Here is a 14,248-nt window from a genome sequence, read left to right as displayed (position 1 = left end):
GGCGACCTTAATTCACAAATTCAATGATTACAATCCTCACTCATCAAGAATGCGGAGTCGCGCAATTTTGGCTTTTATGCATTTAATTTGCGTAATCCGGATCGACTGCAACCAGAGAGCAACGTTCCTACAGGTGGTGACAATATACCCTACTATCCTCTCAAAACAACATCATTTTGATAACAATTAATTTACTTTTAATCTTATTTGCGAGGCGTGACACAGGCATGTTTCTTGATAACGAAATTTGATAAAATTCCGCTCTTTCATAACATTATTTCAGCCTTAAACAAGGCAGACTGTTTGCATAAAAATTCATCTGTATGCACAATAATGTTGTTTCTACCGCCATATTACGGGTGACTTATGCGAAGCTCGGCTAAACAAGAAGAACTAGTAAGAGCGTTTAAAGCGCTCCTCAAAGAAGAAAAATTCAGCTCACAGGGCGAAATCGTCCTCGCGTTGCAGGATCAGGGCTTTGAAAATATCAATCAGTCCAAGGTCTCGCGCATGTTGACTAAGTTCGGCGCAGTGCGTACACGTAACGCAAAAATGGAAATGGTGTACTGTCTTCCGGCTGAACTGGGCGTCCCAACAACATCCAGTCCGTTGAAAAATCTGGTGCTGGATATCGACTATAACGACGCTGTCGTGGTGATTCATACCAGCCCCGGCGCGGCACAACTCATCGCGCGCCTGCTGGATTCACTGGGGAAAGCAGAAGGTATTCTCGGCACGATTGCCGGCGACGATACTATCTTCACTACGCCTGCCAGCGGCTTTTCCGTAAGAGATCTGTACGAAGCCATTCTGGAACTTTTTGAACAAGAGCTTTAGTCCCACTTCCTCCGTCGTCGTACGGCGGAGGCACCTTTTTGTCCTCTCCCCTCGCCGCTTTCCTGTACGGCTATCATTTGGCAAATCATGCCCTTAAACATTCACCACATGAATGACAAATCAAAAAAACGCACAAAATGTCAAATTTTTTAACCGATTGATTTTCTTTTATTTTTTAAATGACAGCGGCGAAAAACAGCAATTTTAATTCCATAACGTTATAAAAAATAAAATTTTTAATGTCTTTAAAAAGCAGAAACAATTAGCGTGGTATTAATTAGTTGCGTGATTAGTGTATACTTAATTTTGTGATGAGGGTCACGAAACAAAGACCCCAGTAAAGGAATTCGACGAGGTAAAAATCATGAAAATCAAAACCACTGTTGCAACATTAAGTATTCTGTCCGTTCTCTCTTTTGGCGCTTTCGCCGCAGAACCTATCAGCGCAGAGCAAGCGCAAAATCGTGAAGCAATCGGATCGGTTTCAGTCAGCGCTATCGGCTCATCGCCTATGGATATGAATGCCATGCTGAGCAAAAAAGCGGATGAACAAGGCGCTACGGCCTACCACATTACCGAAGCGCGTAGCGGCAGCAACTGGCACGCCACTGCCGAACTGTACAAATAAAATTCACCTGCCATCGCATATAACGTGTCATTGCTTCGCGGAGATATCGCATAAGAAAAGCCCATTAATCCGCGAGGTTGACCCTATAAAGGAATAAAAGACCATGAAAACGAAATACATTATCGCATCACTCGGCCTGGCCACTCTGCTCTCTTTCGGCGCAAATGCCGCAGTACATCAGGTCAACGCGGAACAGGCGCAGAATCTGCAACCGATGGGCACCATTTCCGTCTCGCAGATTGGCAGTACGCCAATGGATATGCGCCAGGAGATCGTCGCTAAAGCTGAAAAAGCAGGCGCTAATAGCTATCGCATCATCGAATTAAAAGAAGGTGATAACTGGCACGCCACCGCCGAGTTGTATAAGTAAACCCTCGTCGTCTAACCCGACGACTTGCCCCCGCCTGCCGGGGGCTTTTTTATGCTTTTTCAATGCCGGACATTAAACCGTAGCCGCCCCTCCAGCTCTTCTTCCGCTTCATCAAAGAGTAAAATCAGCGCCCCGTAGCGCCTGCGCAGTTTATCAGGCAGGTGAACGAACTCAATCTCTAGCGGTAGGGGTAAGATATCGCTCATTACCGCATCCCATAATGTATCAAGATCGCTTACTTTCTCACTGGCAAGACCAAACGTCTGCGTAAACTCGCGATAAAAATCGCTTTGGTTTTTAATATCATTAAAATCAAAAGTATAGACATTCATAGCCAGCCACCATCCCCGACAGACAATTGTCTGTTTTACTACTAAGCATCATTATGCAGAGGTTTCACTTCCAGAAACGCTTTTAGCCCCGGAGCACTCTTGCGCTGTTTTTGTATCTCAAATAAGTATAGTCATAAAAAAACCGACGCTTTTGGCATCGGTTCTTGTGGGTTAGCTATCGGTAAGCGCGTTCTGGTATTTATGTAACATGCCCGTCAGGCATTTAACCGGTTCCGTCACCTGCGGCGGCGCCTCCCAGATACGTAATTTCTCCTGATAGATATCCAGCTCATCCAGCAACTGACCAAAGTAGCGTCGCCGTTTATCATCGCTTCCGGCGGAAATAACATGGTCTGCGGTACGACGAAGCTGGCGGTGGAACACTGACAGGTCTTCATTAACCGGTATCGGCGCGTCGCGCAGACGTTGATGAGCAATGATCATCGTTAGCGCCAGGCGAAACTTCGGCAAATCGCCTGGGAATTTATTCATCAGCAAAAAGAGTTGCTGATATAACGCAGGCAGACGGTTTTCTTTACGACGTACCACGTTAGTCGTCATTGCCGAGACCGCAGCGGAAACAAACTGATTAAGCAGCACGCGACCGGTTCGATCTTTGGATTTATCACGCACCAGCAGGATGACGATAAACGCCAGCATACAGCCGACTATTTGCCCCAACGCGCTATCGAGGAACTGGCTGAAATGGAACGTCATCGGATTATCCAACACAATAATGTTAATCGTACTGGCCAGCGCCCCCATTGACCCCAGACGCCGTTTCTGGACCTCAATGCCGATAAAGAACCCCAATACCGCCAGGCTCAAACATAACAACAGCATACTTTGCTGCGTATTGGGAATAATCACCAGGAAATAGAGCAATCCCAGCGGCAACGCCGCCAGAGTGCCATAAATAAAATCAATGCAGACCATGCGCGGATTGGGTAAACGCATCGCCAGCGAGGTCACCACGGCAATCATCACCATCGCGCCATTACCCGATGTCCAGCCGGTCCATAGCCAGAATAATGTCCCCAGAATGCAGGAAAGCGTGGTGCGCCAGAAGTTCACCATCGCATGGTGGCGTTCAGCGGATTCCACTTTAACTACGGGCTCGCCTTGCAGGATCTCTTCTTCCGTCGCGCTGATTTTGGTGTTACTGATCACGCCGCGTTTAAGCAATAGATAGCGCGTCGCAGCGCCTACCCAGCTATAAAGCGTGACGGGCGTTTCGCGCTCGCCGGTCCAGACAATGACACGCCGCATCCGTTTTAACTGTCTGTGGACGTCCTGTACCGTTTCAACCGGCGTCTCGAACAGTTCCCGGAATGTATCGGTAATCAGTTCCGGCCGCGTGTTTTGAATAAGATAAGTTTCACAGGATTGCGTAATCAGCGTGAGCGAAAGCGTATTCAACGCTTTCAGGCGGCGGTTAGCGCGTACCCAGCGCGAAGATTCCATATTCAGATTACTTCGCATCCCCTCCAGCGCCGCCGTGCGTCGCACCAGATCGCCCCAGGCGTTGTCGACTTCTTCGCTGTCGCCATGCTTAATACAAAGTTGCATTAGCTGATATTGCGCTACCAGTAAACTGTCCAGTTCGCGATCAACCTCCTGCTTTATCGATCGCGGCGAGAAAAGCAGATCCGCTAAAATAGCGCAGCCAATGCCGATGACGATTTCGCTACAGCGTTCAAGCGCAAATTGCGGCGTGAGCAGCGGCTCCGTCTGAATGGTAATCACAATGATCAGCGCAGTATAACCTGACAGTCCCCACGCATAAGAGTTTTCGATCCGTACTAAAGAGGAGATCCAGGTACAAAAACCGGCCCAGACACAGCACACCAAAATCATCAATAGCGGCGCGCGGATCATAGAGATAATAATGATAAGCGCGGCGATACAGCCAATAAACGTCCCGATAATACGCAACATTCCGCGATAACGGATAGCGCCGGAATAGGGTTCCCCGCCGGCGGCAAATGCCGGGCCTGCCGCCACGATCGCGGCGGTCAGCACCGCCCAACGCGGCGTCTCCAGTTGAAAATGGAAGCCGATAAATAATGCCAGCACAATGGCGCACGCCAGCTTTACCGCAAAACGAATGTGCTGGTTGGCAATGGAGAAAATGCCCATGACGATTAACCGAATTCGCGCAGCCGGTGCGCCAGTTTACGGAAGAAGGAGTCCTGGCTTGCGTCACGATCCTGCTTACCGGTGATCACGACGGTTGCCGTCGTACCGGCAGGCCACAAATTCCCCTGCTGCTCGTCGAGCCGGATACGCACCGGGACACGCTGGGCCAGACGCACCCATTCGAGGTTAGAGTCTATCGTCGCCATCCCTTTCGCATCGCTGGTACTGCTGGCATTCGTTACCCCTGCCGCCACGCTATCGACAGTACCTTTTAATACCCGGTTGCTGCCAAGCGGCGTGATTTCGGCACGATATCCCGGACGCACGCCTTCCAGCTTGGTCTCTTCCATATAGGCTTGCACGTAAAAAGAGTTCTTTTTCACCAGGGCGACGGCCGTGGAACCGCGGGTAATAAATTCACCGGCATAAACATTGAGGTTAGTCACCCAGCCGTCGGCAGGCGCGCGAATGACGGTGCGCTCCAGATCGAGTTTAGCCAGATCGCGCGTCGCCTGGGCTTTAGCCAGTTGATGCAGTACAGTCTGCAAGACATTGTTCGCCTGATCGATCTCTTCCCGGGACATCGCCTGTACGCCGAGGCGATTACGGCGACTGGCTTCCTGGCGTTTTTCCTGCGCCAGGACCTGATAATAGGCTACATCAGCTTCCGCTTCCGCCAGCGCTTTTTGATAGCGTGGCTGATCGATGGTAAACAGGACCTGATCCTTTTTCACCAGTTGGTTATCATGCACGTTTACATGGGTAATCAGGCCCGCGACATCCGGGGCAATAGCGACGACATCGGCGCTAAAACGGGCATCGCGCGTCCAGGGAGATTCGGTGTAATACACCCAGGCGCGGAAAATGGCGATAAAGGCCAGAATAACCAGTACGAGGGTAATGGCCGTACGGGAGAGTTTTCTTGTTAGTGTTTTCACTTCAACCTCAAACGAACAGGCGCGATATTAAATAAAACAGACAACAATACAGCGCGGTATTGAACAAAGCCGGATGCCAGACAAAATCATAGATACCCGTCGGCACAAGCATCCGACGCACCAGCCAAAAAATAGCCAGTGACAAAAGCAATTCGAAAAATATCGGTGGGAAGGAAAGACCAAACACCACGATAACGGGAAACAGACTCATGTTGACCTTGATTTCTGAGAGAGAGCAGGCGATAGATTGTTAAGCTACATCGCCGCAGAGAAGGGCAAGAGACGCCAGGCGAGAGCGACATAGCTCTTATTCGAATAATAGTATATTAACGTAATTGTTATGCTGTTATCTATATTATGTGATCTAAATCACTTTTAAGCCAGAGTGAATAATGGAACGATTAAAACGAATGTCGGTATTCGCCAAAGTTGTCGAGTTTGGCTCTTTTACCGCCGCAGCCAGACAGCTGCAAATGAGCGTATCGTCCATCAGCCAGACTGTGGCGAAACTGGAAGATGAGCTTCAGGTTAAATTGCTCAACCGCAGCACACGCAGCATTGGGCTCACCGAAGCTGGAAAAATCTATTATCAGGGCTGTCGTCGTATGCTGCATGAAGTGCAGGATGTTCACGAGCAGCTTTACGCTTTTAATAACACGCCTATCGGTACATTGCGTATCGGCTGTTCTTCAACCATGGCGCAAAATGTGCTGGCCGGGCTTACCGCAAAATTATTAAAAGAGTATCCCGGTCTGGCGGTCAATCTGGTGACAGGAATTCCGGCCCCGGATTTAATTGCCGACGGGCTGGACGTGGTGATCCGCGTGGGCGCGCTGCAAGACTCCAGCCTGTTTTCCCGTCGACTCGGCGCGATGCCGATGGTTGTGTGCGCCGCCAAGCCGTACCTCGCTCAGTACGGCGTCCCGGAAAAACCCGCCGATCTCAGTAGCCATTCCTGGCTGGAATATAGCGTGCGCCCGGATAATGAGTTTGAACTTATCGCGCCGGAAGGAATTTCTACCCGACTGATTCCACAGGGGCGGTTCGTCACTAACGATCCGATGACGCTGGTACGCTGGCTGACCGCCGGAACCGGAATCGCCTATGTGCCGCTGATGTGGGTGATCGATGAGATCAATCGTGGCGATCTGGAGATCCTGCTGCCTCGCTATCAGTCCGATCCCCGTCCGGTGTACGCGCTGTACACCGAAAAAGATAAGCTGCCGCTTAAAGTGCAGGTAGTGATTAACGCGTTAACTGACTATTTTGTCGATGTCGCACACCTGTTTCAGGGGATGCACGGGCGAGGGAAAGAAAAATAAAAACACCGGGTAATTGCGGAAGACGATTGTAGGCCAGATGCCACCCGACGCAGACATTGCCTGGTGGCGCTGCGCTTATCAGGCCTGGGCGGCACACACCACAGGCCTGATAAGGCGGACAGTTATGCGGTGCCGCCAACCGTCAGGTTATCGACTTTCAGCGTCGGCTGGCCTACGCCTACCGGCAGACTTTGCCCCTCTTTACCGCAGACCCCCACCCCGTTATCCAGCTTAAGGTCATTGCCGACCATGGAGATCTGTTGCATCGTTTCAATGCCTGATCCAATCAACGTCGCGCCCTTCACCGGCGTCGTGACTTTGCCGTTTTCAATCAGATACGCTTCCGAGGTAGAAAACACAAACTTGCCGGAGGTGATATCTACCTGACCGCCGCCAAAGTTAGGCGCATAGATGCCGTACTCAACGGATTCGATAATTTCCTGCGGCGTTGACTGCCCCGCCAACATATAGGTATTCGTCATACGCGGCATCGGCAGATGCGCATAAGATTCGCGACGCCCGTTACCGGTCGGCGCAGCGCCCATCAGGCGCGCGTTCAGCTTGTCCTGCATGTATCCTTTCAGCACGCCATTTTCAATCAATACGTTGTACTGGCCTGGCGTACCTTCATCATCGATAGCAACGGAGCCGCGACGGTTCATCATTGTGCCGTCGTCCACTACGGTGCAAAGCGCGGAGGCAACCTGCTCGCCGATCTGACCGCTAAACACAGACGTCCCACGACGGTTAAAATCACCTTCCAGCCCGTGACCGACCGCTTCGTGCAGCAATACGCCCGGCCACCCGGCGCCCAGAACCACCGGTAACGTCCCCGCTGGCGCAGCGACCGCGGAGAGATTAACCAGCGCCATGCGTACCGCTTCTTTCGCCCACGCGTCGGCGCGAATCTCGCCGTCGAGATCGGCAAGAAAATACTCATAACCAAAGCGACCGCCGCCGCCGCTGGCGCCGCGCTCGCGTTTACCGTCTTCTTCCACCTGCACGCTAACGGACAACCGCACCAATGGACGGACATCCGCCGCCAGCGTCCCGTCGGTCGCCGCCACGAGGATTAATTCATATACGCCGGTCAGGCTGGCGTTAACTTCCTGCACGCGTTTATCGGCTTCTCGCGCCACTTTATCAACGCGTCTGAGGATATCCAGCTTCTCTTCGCGGCTCATACTTTGCAGCGGATCAAGGGTGGTGTAGAGCGGCTGATGCGCTACGGCGGCGAGCGTTTTTACCTTGCCTTCGCCGTTCTCGCGTACAATGGTTCGCGCTGCCTGCGCACTCTGCTCCAGCGCCAGGAGGCTTATCTGGTCAGCATAAGCAAAACCGGTTTTTTCGCCGCTAATGGCGCGAACGCCAACGCCCTGGTCGATATTATATGAACCATCTTTAATGATGCGGTCTTCTAAAACCCAGGATTCGTGATAGCTCGACTGAAAATAGAGGTCGCCATAATCAAGACGGCGTTCGGCCAGTTGGCCCAAAATAGCGAACAGATCCTGATGGTTCAGGCCATTCGCCGCTAGCAATTGTTCACTTACCAGGTTCAGACTCATCGTTTTTGCTACTCGTTGATTTCTGCCGGATGGCGGTTCACGCCTTATCCGGACTACGTTGTTAGATTGTACAAACCGGATAAACGCAGCGCCGTCCGGCATGATTATTTACTGAGAGTGGGGCAATTCCTCGCCCCCGTCAAATCATTGCTGGCTTTCTTTTATCGGTTGGCGCAGAACTTCGTTGATCTGCGGCGCATCGACCGGACCGGTAATGCGATATCGCAAAATGGAGACCTTGCTCCATAGCGGCCCCAACACTTTACTGGCGGCAAATACCGCCGCGCCGACAATCGGGTTAACGGCAAACGCGGCGGCGACGCCCACGGTGGCGGAAATTTCCGGCGCGACAACGGCCTCCATATCAAGACGACGACGCACCAGATCAACAGAACCTTTCATTGCAATATCCGCTTCCAGCCCATCCACCAGCGTATCGTCAGTATGCAGGATGCCATCTTTAATCCACGCGGTACTATGAATAGAGTCGAAATAGAAGCCCTCGCTAAAGGTATCTCTGAAGTCAAACCGCAGCTTACGCAGCAACGCATCAAAACTGAGCAGCCGCAGTAGCTGTCCGGCATGGCCGCTACTGAGATCAGTAAACTCGCCTTTACCCAGACGCGTGCGTAAAATCCCGTTGAGCGTGGCTTCATCAGGTTGCCAGGGCGGGTTTCGCCAGTGCAGATCGTAATCTACGTTAAAAGACGCGTTCTGGATTGGCGTCGAGATACCGAAGAACCCGGCAGCCGTGTCGAGGTTACTACCATGCAGACTACCTTTCAGCGAGGTTCGTTCATTACCCGGCGCATTCACCCACTCGCCGTTCGCTTTCAAACGGGCGAATCCGGTATCGATCAGGCCATTCGCCAGAGTCAGCGTATTGCCTTTGATGGCGAAATCGCCATCAATACGCCCATATTTTTGTCCCCACAGCCAGCACTCTTCGCAGCGAAGCTGTAAGTCCGGCCAGCCGCGGAAGCTAATCGTGTTCGCCGAAGCCAACGGCGATGTCGGCGTTGGTGACGAGGCGTGCGTTTTTGCGACGCCAGGGTTGTAATACAGGTACTTAATGTTCGCCAGCCACGGCGCATGGTTGCGCATGAGCAGCGTGGCGTTCACCTCACGGCCCTGCGCTTCAATTTTTGTTCCGTTCAGCGAGGGGGCTGAAACGACGCTCAAATTGTTCCACTGCTGGCCACCCAGCGATAGCGCGGGAGTACGCAACGTGACGCGTTGAGGAAACTCGGCCGAACTGCTCACGTTATCCGCCGCGCCTTTCTGGAATAACGCCAGCCACTGCGCGCCATCCAGCGCCGGCAGATTGAGCTCAACGCCTTGTTGAGCAGGTAATGGCGGAATCGTCCGGCTGTCCGTCGTCCAGATAGCCCGATCCAACGTCAGCTTCTGATTTAATAACCAGCGGCTGTTAAAGTGATTTTTACTCCCTGCGCTCCCCGTTAGCGCAAAACTTTTCAGGTTGCCGTCAGCCTGAATGTTCACCGGAATGGCTTCGCCTGCGGGTTTATTTAGCGGAGAAGGTAAGTGACTGCTCACATTTCTCAGATCGCCGTTCAGTTCGATGTGATAAGTGGTGTCAGCGTGATACGGAAGATCGATGCCGACTTTACCATTCCACGTCACGCTGCCGCTCAGGGCGTCATTCAGTTGCGGCGGTAAGACGCCCATACGCGTTGGTTGCCAGTTACCGTTCAGGTTGACGGCGACCTGATAGGCTTTTGCCCCTTCCGTCGTACTGAAATCCAGGTTAAGCGGCTGATTAAACCAGTTTGCCGTCAGCGGCCCGCTTTTTAGCGCGCCATTCACAAAGCTGAATTTACCGTTCAGATTTTTGAGCGTGCTGTTTAGCGGCTTAATAAACAGACTGTTATTACGCAACGAGACATCGCCCTCGGCGGTAACCTGTTCGCCATCCAGCGGAATATCAAGATGTAAGCGAGCATTCACATCGCCATCTAATTGGAGCTCCGCCAGCGTCGAGCCAAGCGAGTCTTTTAGCGGCGTCTCGTCAAAATAAGGCCCAACGGCTTTTCCCGGCCCGTTAATATCGGCATCAATGAGCAGTTTCTCTTTGGAATAATCCGGAATCGCCGCCGCGAGTTTGCTGGCCTTCACCCCGCCCAAATCGACGCTATCCGAACGCATCCACAGGCCGTCGTTCAGGAAATCCAGTTCAATGTTGAGATTTTTTAGCGCCGGCCAGTCGGGTTGAAAAGCAAACGTCGCATTGCGTAGCGGCACCAGCACTTCAAACTGACCTTCGTTATGCTTATAGGGAAAGAGGTGCGGGTTACCACCGTAAACCAACGTGGCGTTATCCGCCTCGCCGCCCTGAATCGCGCCGCTAAGGTAATCGACCAGCGCTTTGCCCATCAGGTTTTCCGGAAAATAGCGCCACGCCTGAGATCCATCGTCGGTACTGATTCCGGCCAGAATACCCAGCCACGGTTCGTCGCCCGTCGGTTGCAGATAGCGGAACCCGCCGCGCGCATGTACCGCCTTTGCTTTGACGTCAATGTCGCGGCCATCAAGCTGAAAGCCGTTCTCATTCTTCAACCAGCTAAGCGTCGCGACGCCATTTTCAATTTCCAGCGGCGCGCGAAAAACGGTTTCATAGGGCATCTTAGCCTGCTGCATCGCAACCTTCATCTGCCCGTCTTCTACGCTTCCCGCCAGCGTACCGGAAAAATGTTCCGCGCCGGGCAACAGCTTCCACTGTTTCCAGGCAAGATTTTCCCACGATGCCTGAAAACGCGTTTTTTCGGTCGCCTGTAGCGGAATATCCAGCGCCAGTGTGGCGATCTTTCCGCTCGGCTGCGTAGCCTGCCATATTTCGCCCAGCACAGGCGACAGTTTAGCCGCCAGCGGACGTAATGCTTCCAGCCCCGCCAGTTCAAGATTACTGGCGCGAATGCGTAGCTCATCGCTACGTGTGTGATTCTCGCCGCCGACGTCCTGCTGCGGGAGCCAGGCCACGGTTAAGGCTCCGCTCGGCCAGGGTTTACCATCAAGCGTAATCCGTGTGTCCGGAATATAAAACTGCCAGCCCGGCTGCTCGCGGCTAATCTGCGCCGTCAGATTATCGACAGACAGCGTATGCGTCGTGTTATCGCCCAGCCAGCTTGCGCCGCCCTGTTTCAGCCAGACGTCTCCTCCGGCGATTTCACCTTTACTGAGTGTCATCCAGCCTTCCAGACTGAAACGCGCCGTCTGGAGCGCCACATTATCCTGCATCCATTTGCCCAGCCACGGCTTGACGTCAATATCGTCGGCCTGTAACCAGACTCTGCCGTTATTCAGCAAACCGTCGTCATCGCGTAAATCCATCCGCACCTGCATCACGCCGTGCTGCCCGGTCAGGCTGGAGAGGCTGACCTCGCCTTCGGCGCGGTGCCGCTCTTTGCCGTTTAGCCAGGTAAGCTGTGGGATCGCCAGCTCCGCGCGTTGTCCGGAAAGCGTCAGAAAACTGATTTGGCTATCGCGCAGATCGAAATGATCGAACTGACGCAGGAAAAGATCGCTTAAACGGCTGGTTTCGATGCCTTCGCCGTCGCTGCTTTGAAGAGGCGTGTTGGTGCGGAAATTGAGTTGCCAGAAGGTCAGGTCGCGAAACTGCCAGCGCATATGCAACAGGCTTTGCCAGACGTCCAGCGCCAGCGTAACGCGTTTTATCGACAGTTCGCCGCCATCTTTCAGGGCGGCATGAATATTATGCGCTTCCAGCGTAGGGCCAAAATTTTGCCAGCTTGCGGAGAGTTGGCTGGCGGCCACCGGCACGCCGGTCACAGACTCAATTTTATTCAGGATAGCCGGACGCCAGGCGTCAAGATGAGGCAACGCCAGGCGCAGCCCGCTAACCAGCAGCGCTGCAATGACGATGAGCGCGGCTCCAGTGAGCAATAAAATCCCCGGCAATCGCCTCACGCGTCTCTCCTTGTCTGCCAAAAAATACGACTCACACCCCTTGAAGGTATATTGCCGGATGGCGGCGCTTGCGCCTTATCCGGCCTACATGCGCTGGTGCTACTACTCAATTACATCATTACGACGTCAAACTGCTCCTGGTTATAAAGCGGTTCGACCTGAACTTTAACCTGTTTGCCGACAAAGATTTCGACTTCCGCCAGCGCGTGTGATTCTTCGCCTTTCAGCGCTTCCGCCACCGCAGGAGAAGCATAAACCAGGAAGCGATCGGAGTCATAAGCGTGATGAACACGTACAATTTCACGCATGATCTCATAGCAGACGGTTTCCACCGTTTTTACCGTCCCGCGGCCATGACAGGTTGGACACTCGTTACAAAGCACATGTTCCACGCTTTCACGAGTCCGTTTACGGGTCATTTCCACCAGTCCCAGCGGCGAAAAACCGTTAATACTGGTTTTCACGCGATCCTTACTTAACGCCTGTTCCAGCGAATGCAGCACCCGGCGGCGATGATCTTCATTATTCATGTCGATAAAATCGATAATGATAATGCCGCCCAGATTACGCAGGCGTAGCTGGCGGGCAATGGCCTGAGTCGCTTCAATATTGGTATTAAAAATGGTGTCGTCGAGATTACGGTGTCCGACAAACGCGCCGGTATTGATATCTACCGTCGTCATCGCTTCGGTTTGGTCGATAATCAGATAACCGCCGGACTTGAGTTCAACCTTACGCTCCAGTGCGCGCTGGATCTCATTTTCCACGTCATAAAGATCGAAGATCGGCTGATGGCCACTGTAATGCTCCAGCTTACTGGTCATTTCCGGGATGTATTCTGCGGTAAACTCCAGCAGCGACTCATAGGTCAGACGTGAGTCAACGCGAATTCGGTCCAACTGCGCATCGGCGAAATCGCGCAGCACGCGCTGCGCCAGCGCCAGTTCGCCATACATCTGGTAGCGCGTTTGCGGACGCTTTTTGCGCTCCATGACTTTCGTCCAGACGCGCTTGAGATAGGCGGCGTCAGACGCAAGATCCTCTTCACACACGCCTTCCGCCGCGGTACGGATAATAAACCCGCCCTGTTCGTCGCAGTATTCCGCCACCACCTTTTTTAGGCGCTCGCGTTCACTTTCGCTTTCGATACGCTGGGAAACGCCAACGTGTGACGCGCCGGGCATAAAAACAAGGTAACGGGAGGGCAACGTGATGTCCGTGGTCAAACGCGCGCCTTTCGTGCCGAGCGGATCTTTCACTACCTGCACCATCAGATCCTGTCCCTGACGCACCAGTTCGGAGATATCGCGCACGGTAAACTGTTTTTGCTCGTCGCCTGCCACGCATTCGGTATGCGGCATAATATCGGAAGCGTGAAGAAATGCGGCTTTATCCAGCCCAATATCTACAAAAGCCGCCTGCATACCTGGAAGTACACGACTTACACGACCTTTGTAGATATTGCCTACGATTCCGCGTCGCGCTTCGCGCTCAATATGGATTTCCTGAAGAATACCGCCATCAATGTACGCCACGCGCGTTTCCGATGGCGTTACGTTTACCAACAATTCAGCCGTCATGTTTATCCCTTTTATCACGCAGTGCGTTAAAATGACTCAACAACTCATACGTTTCAACCAGCGGTAAGCCGACCACGGCGTGATAGCTGCCATTTATCTTCCTGACAAAACAGCCACCCCGCCCCTGAATACCGTATGCACCTGCTTTATCTAAAGGCTCGCCGCTGGCGACATAGCCAGTAATATCTTGCGCAGAAAGCGTGCGGAAAGTCACCTCCGTTACCACCAGACAATCCAGCGTCTGCTGCGAGTCCGCAAGCGCAACAGCAGTCATCACCTGATGCGTATTTCCGGAAAGCAAACGCAGCATTTCTGCGGCATGAGCGGCGTCGCGCGGCTTTTCCAGCACCTCGCCGTTTAACACGACTATCGTATCCGCGCCCAACACCGGCAGATCACGGGGAACCAGCGCCACGCCAGCCTGCGCCTTTTCGCGCGCCAGCCGAACAACATACTGCTGCGCGCTTTCCTGAGCACGCCGTTGCTCTTCAATACCAGGCACGACCTGCTCGAATGAAAATCCAAGTTGAGTCAATAATTCCTGGCGACGCGGGGAACCGGAAGCAAGATACAGAGTTGTCATATCGAC

12 protein-coding genes are annotated in these 14,248 nt (G+C 52.9%); 4 read left to right on the top strand and 8 right to left on the bottom strand.

Annotation, left to right across the window (positions count from 1 at the left end; all coding sequences use genetic code 11):
• Positions 1-366: 366 nt before the first annotated feature.
• From argR to yhcN-B, 3 genes are all read left to right on the top strand, one after another.
• The gene (gene argR / locus EOS98_RS02485) at positions 367-837 is read left to right on the top strand and encodes a transcriptional regulator ArgR (RefSeq protein WP_001257852.1); all 471 of its coding nucleotides are present in this window, start codon (positions 367-369) and stop codon (positions 835-837) included.
• A gap of 364 nt (positions 838-1,201) precedes the next feature.
• A complete protein-coding gene (gene yhcN, locus EOS98_RS02480) occupies positions 1,202-1,465 on the top strand; it encodes a peroxide/acid stress response protein YhcN (RefSeq protein WP_000695693.1) in 264 nt (87 codons plus the stop codon).
• 103 nt (positions 1,466-1,568) lie between these two features.
• Positions 1,569-1,835 (top strand): DUF1471 family stress response protein YhcN-B, encoded by a 267-nt coding sequence (gene yhcN-B / locus EOS98_RS02475; protein ID WP_000853277.1) that lies wholly within the window; start codon positions 1,569-1,571, stop codon positions 1,833-1,835.
• 59 nt (positions 1,836-1,894) lie between these two features.
• On the opposite strand, the gene EOS98_RS02470 is transcribed toward yhcN-B, so the two are convergent.
• The 4 genes from EOS98_RS02470 to aaeX all read right to left on the bottom strand — a co-directional run bounded on the left by EOS98_RS02470 (position 1,895) and on the right by aaeX (position 5,455).
• Complete coding sequence (locus EOS98_RS02470; RefSeq protein ID WP_001103887.1) at positions 1,895-2,167, bottom strand: hypothetical protein; 273 nt, start codon at positions 2,165-2,167, stop codon at positions 1,895-1,897.
• A 171-nt stretch (positions 2,168-2,338) separates the two neighbouring features.
• Positions 2,339-4,306 carry a p-hydroxybenzoic acid efflux pump subunit AaeB gene (gene aaeB / locus EOS98_RS02465; protein ID WP_127821137.1) on the bottom strand — a complete coding sequence of 656 codons (1,968 nt, stop codon included), beginning with the start codon at positions 4,304-4,306 and terminating at the stop codon, positions 2,339-2,341.
• A 5-nt stretch (positions 4,307-4,311) separates the two neighbouring features.
• A complete protein-coding gene (gene aaeA, locus EOS98_RS02460; RefSeq protein WP_000855138.1) occupies positions 4,312-5,244 on the bottom strand; it encodes a p-hydroxybenzoic acid efflux pump subunit AaeA in 933 nt (310 codons plus the stop codon).
• Between the two features lie 7 nt (positions 5,245-5,251).
• Positions 5,252-5,455: a p-hydroxybenzoic acid efflux pump operon protein AaeX gene (aaeX, locus tag EOS98_RS02455; RefSeq protein ID WP_000051840.1), complete on the bottom strand. Its 204-nt coding sequence runs from the start codon at positions 5,453-5,455 to the stop codon at positions 5,252-5,254.
• A gap of 181 nt (positions 5,456-5,636) precedes the next feature.
• On the opposite strand from aaeX, the gene aaeR reads away from it, so the two are divergent.
• Positions 5,637-6,566, top strand: a complete 930-nt coding sequence (gene aaeR, locus EOS98_RS02450) for an HTH-type transcriptional activator AaeR (protein ID WP_000440300.1) — start codon at positions 5,637-5,639, stop codon at positions 6,564-6,566.
• Between the two features lie 122 nt (positions 6,567-6,688).
• On the opposite strand, the gene tldD is transcribed toward aaeR, so the two are convergent.
• From tldD to EOS98_RS02430, 4 genes are all read right to left on the bottom strand, one after another.
• Positions 6,689-8,134 (bottom strand): metalloprotease TldD, encoded by a 1,446-nt coding sequence (gene tldD, locus EOS98_RS02445; RefSeq protein WP_061383766.1) that lies wholly within the window; start codon positions 8,132-8,134, stop codon positions 6,689-6,691.
• Between the two features lie 144 nt (positions 8,135-8,278).
• Complete coding sequence (gene yhdP, locus EOS98_RS02440; RefSeq protein ID WP_126523803.1) at positions 8,279-12,079, bottom strand: AsmA2 domain-containing protein YhdP; 3,801 nt, start codon at positions 12,077-12,079, stop codon at positions 8,279-8,281.
• A 110-nt stretch (positions 12,080-12,189) separates the two neighbouring features.
• The gene (rng, locus tag EOS98_RS02435) at positions 12,190-13,659 is read right to left on the bottom strand and encodes a ribonuclease G (RefSeq protein WP_000123188.1); all 1,470 of its coding nucleotides are present in this window, start codon (positions 13,657-13,659) and stop codon (positions 12,190-12,192) included.
• Complete coding sequence (locus EOS98_RS02430) at positions 13,649-14,242, bottom strand: Maf family protein (RefSeq protein WP_000210306.1); 594 nt, start codon at positions 14,240-14,242, stop codon at positions 13,649-13,651. Before EOS98_RS02430 ends, rng begins: the two co-directional genes overlap by 11 nt.
• Positions 14,243-14,248 lie beyond the last annotated feature (6 nt).

Source organism: Salmonella sp. SSDFZ69, assembly GCF_004010755.1.
In the GTDB taxonomy this organism is placed as follows: Bacteria; Pseudomonadota; Gammaproteobacteria; order Enterobacterales; family Enterobacteriaceae; genus Salmonella; species Salmonella enterica.
Note: the sequence above shows the minus strand (reverse complement) of the source record. Positions and strands in the feature narration are given on the sequence as shown.